The sequence below is a fragment of the Streptomyces sp. 15-116A genome (genome assembly GCF_025290915.1).
Taxonomy (GTDB): domain Bacteria; phylum Actinomycetota; class Actinomycetes; order Streptomycetales; family Streptomycetaceae; genus Streptomyces.
Genome location: NZ_JAOCQE010000438.1, coordinates 1 through 3,335 on the forward strand (window position 1 = coordinate 1; position 3,335 = coordinate 3,335).

At 73.6% G+C, this 3,335-nt stretch carries 3 protein-coding genes; all 3 read right to left on the reverse strand.

Annotation, left to right across the window (positions count from 1 at the left end):
* Nucleotides 1–944, reverse strand: a 944-nt coding sequence (locus tag N4P33_RS33975) for an ABC transporter ATP-binding protein (RefSeq protein ID WP_260830779.1), incomplete at its 3' end; no start/stop codon positions are given.
* A 34-nt stretch (nucleotides 945–978) separates the two neighbouring features.
* Nucleotides 979–2,064 carry an iron ABC transporter permease gene (locus N4P33_RS33980; RefSeq protein WP_260830780.1) on the reverse strand — a complete coding sequence of 362 codons (1,086 nt, stop codon included), beginning with the start codon at nucleotides 2,062–2,064 and terminating at the stop codon, nucleotides 979–981.
* Complete coding sequence (locus N4P33_RS33985) at nucleotides 2,061–3,296, reverse strand: ABC transporter substrate-binding protein (protein WP_260830781.1); 1,236 nt, start codon at nucleotides 3,294–3,296, stop codon at nucleotides 2,061–2,063. The genes N4P33_RS33980 and N4P33_RS33985 overlap by 4 nt, the downstream gene beginning before the upstream one ends.
* Between the last annotated feature and the right edge of the window lie 39 nt (nucleotides 3,297–3,335).

Below are 3,335 nucleotides of genomic sequence, written 5' to 3' on the forward strand. Positions count from 1 at the left end.
GCGACCGCCAGTCCCTCGCGGGCGAGGGCGCGTTCGAGGAGCGGCAGCACCTCGGCCGGCGCGTCCAGCGTCACGCGCGCGCGTGCGGTGCGACGCAGGCCGAACGTGCCGGACGCCGGATCGAAGGCGAGGTGCTCGGCGTCGAACGCGGCGGCGACGGCGCCGCCGCGGATCAGGTCCTCGGGTGCCCCGGCGTGCACCTGGGAGGTGCGGTCGACGAGCCAGACCGCGTCGGCCACCCGCAGAGCCAGCTCCAGATCGTGCGTGCTGACCACGACGGTCAGCCCTTTGTCCCGGGCCAGATCGCGCAGCAGCACGGTGAGCGCCACCCGTGAGGGAACATCGAGGAACGCGGTCGGCTCGTCGAGGAGGACGACATCGGGCTCCTGGGCGAGGGCACGGGCGGTCAGCACACGCTGGCGTTCGCCGTCGGAGAGCTCGGCGGTCGGCCGGTCCGACAGATGGCCCGCGCCCACGGCGTTCAGCGCCCAGGAGACGGCCGTGTGGTCGGCGGCCGTGAGGCGGCCGGTGAACCCGGTGTGCGGGTGCCGGCCGAGCCCGGCCAGTTCCCGCACGGACAGCAGCCCGGGGTCCACCCGGTCGGTCAGGACGACCGCCAGGCGGCGGGCGAGCGCGGCCGGCGAGGTCTCCGCGAGGTCGGCGCCACCGATCCGGATCCGGCCGTCGAGGGGCGGTAGGAGCCCGCACAGGGTGCGCAGCAGCGTGGACTTGCCCGCGCCGTTGGGCCCGAGCAGGACGGTCAGCTCGCCGGCCCGCGCTTCGAGGTCGAGCCCCGACAGCACGGCACGCCCCGCTCCGCGCCCGCGCGACGAGCGCGACGCACGGGTGCGGTAGCCGACGGCCAGTCCCCGCGTGGCGAGACCGCCGGGTCGGCCCGCTCCGCCCGCTGTGCCGGGCAGCGTCTTGGTCAGCGTGTCGGTCACGAGGCCCCTCCTTGTCCTCCACGACGGCTGCGGGTCACGAGGCCACTCCTTGCACTCCGCGGCGGCTGCGGACCAGGAACGCGATGACGACGGGCGCGCCGAACAGCGAGGTGATGGCGTTCAGCGGCAGCACGGCGTCCGAGCCGGGCGGCTGGCTCAGCAGCGCACACGCCAGCGCCAGGAACGCCCCGGCGAGCATGGACGCCGGGATCAGCGCCCGGTGGTCCGAGGTCCCCAGCGCCACCCGCGTCAGATGCGGCACCGCCAGGCCCAGGAAGGCGACCGGCCCGCAGAACGCGGTCGCCGCTCCCGCCAGCAGCGAGGTGCCGAACAGGGCGAGATCGCGGCTGCGCCGCACGTTCAGGCCCATCGTGCGGGCGTAGTCCTCGCCCAGCAGCAGGGCGTTCAGACGCTTGGCGGTCAGCAGCGCGGCGACCAGACCGACGCCGATGACGGGCAGCATCACCCGAAGGTCGGGCCAGGTCGTGGCGCCGAAGCTGCCCAGGCCCCACATCACGAACTGCTGGGCCCGTTCGGGCCGGGCATAGACGAGCAGCACCCCGACGACCGCGGTGGCCGCCGAGCCGATCATGACGCCGATGACGAGCAGGGTGACCGCGGAGCGCACCCATCGCGACAGCAGCAGCACCAGGGCCAGCACGGCGGCGGCGCCGATCGAGGCGGCGAGGACGACCCCCACCCGCCCCAGCCCGGCCAGGTCACCGGTGAAGCTCCCGGCGACGCCGCCCGTGCCGACCACCACCGCGGCCACACCCATGCTGGCGCCCGAACTCACCCCCAGGGAGAAGGGGTCGGCCAGCGCGTTGCGGAACAGGGTCTGCATCTGCACGCCCGCCACCGCGAGAGCGGCGCCGACGGCCGTGGCGGTCAGCGCCCGCGGCAGCCGCACCTCTTCGACGATCACCGTCCACCGGGGGTCGTCGGCGGCCCCGCCGAACAGCACCCGGACCACCTCCGCGACCGGCACCCGGTGCGAGCCGGTCGCGACCGTGAGCACGAACAGCGCTGCGGTACCGGCCGCGAGGGCGAGGACGACGGCGAGGCGCCGCCGCACCGTTCCCGGTGCGGCGGTCCCGGCCACCACCTGATGTGCCGTCACGCCTCGGGCACCCGCTGGTAGAAGGTGAAGGCGTGCCCCTTCGCCTGCTCGGGGTGCATCAGCGCGAACAGATCGGCGAGGACCAGGTCCGGGCGCAGCACACCCCGCTCGAAGTAGTCGTTGCCGCCGCCGGGTCCGAGCGCCCTGGTGTTCGTCCAGACCGCGCCATCGGTGACCGCCTTCAGCTGTCCGTACCGGCGGTCGGCCTTCACCGCGTCCGCGGTGGACTTCCACCGCTGGTCGGCGATCCACACCGGGGCGTCGCCGCCCTTGGCGTACACCGCTTCGAAGTTCAGCTGGAGGTCGCCGGTGCCCGCCTTCCCGGCCCACGGGTAGGTGCCGCCCGCGTCCTTGATCAGCCGGGCGGCGTAGCTGTCGCCGGCGGGCATGTACCAGGTGCCCTGGTACATGGTGCCGGGCAGCACCTCGACGGGCTTGCCGTCCTCGACCGCCCGCGCGCCCTTCTCGGCGACCTTGCGGTAGTCGCCCTCGATGGTGACGAACACCTCACTCGCGCGCTGCTCGGCCCCGGTGAGCGCGGCCATCGCCTTCACCCACTCGGCGCGGCCCAGCGGAGTGGACTCCAGCCACTCGGCGTTGGCGACCACGGCGATGCCGGCCTGGCGGAGCTTGGGGTACTGCGGGTCGTCCATGCCGCCGGTCATCAGCACGTCCGGCTTGGACCCGATCACCGTCTCGGCGTCGAGAGTCTGGTCCTTGGCGTACTCGGTGATCTTCCCGGCCTTCACTCGGTCGAGCACCTGCGCCGAGGAGATGTTCGCGGCGCTCGCGACTCCGGTCAGGACGTCCAGGGTGCCGGTCTCGGTGAGCAGCGGCAGATGGGTGGTGGAGGCGGAGTACAGGCTCTTGACGGGGACGGTCACCTGCTGCGCCGAGGCCAGGTCGCCGGTCAGCTTCGGCTTCGGCGCACCGCACTTGACGAGCACGTACGACTCGGGCTTCCCCTTGGGGTAGGGCTCCTTGACGGTGAGGACCTGGTAGCTCTTCTCGTAGCGCAGGGTGAAGTTCTTCGCGTGCTTCACCTCCGACTTGACCGGGAAGTAGTCCTTGGCCGGGTCGAAGTCCTCGATGCAGCCCTGTCCGGCGGACTCGCCCCGGGCGTCGGTGGGCGGGTCCGAGTCGCCGCCGCACGCGGTGAGGGTGAGGGCGGCGGCGAGGAGAGCCGCGGCGGCGGCCCGGCGGCGGCCGGGCAGGAGGGACCGAACGGACACGGATGACTCCAGGTGGCATGCGTGGCGGGGCGCACCGGC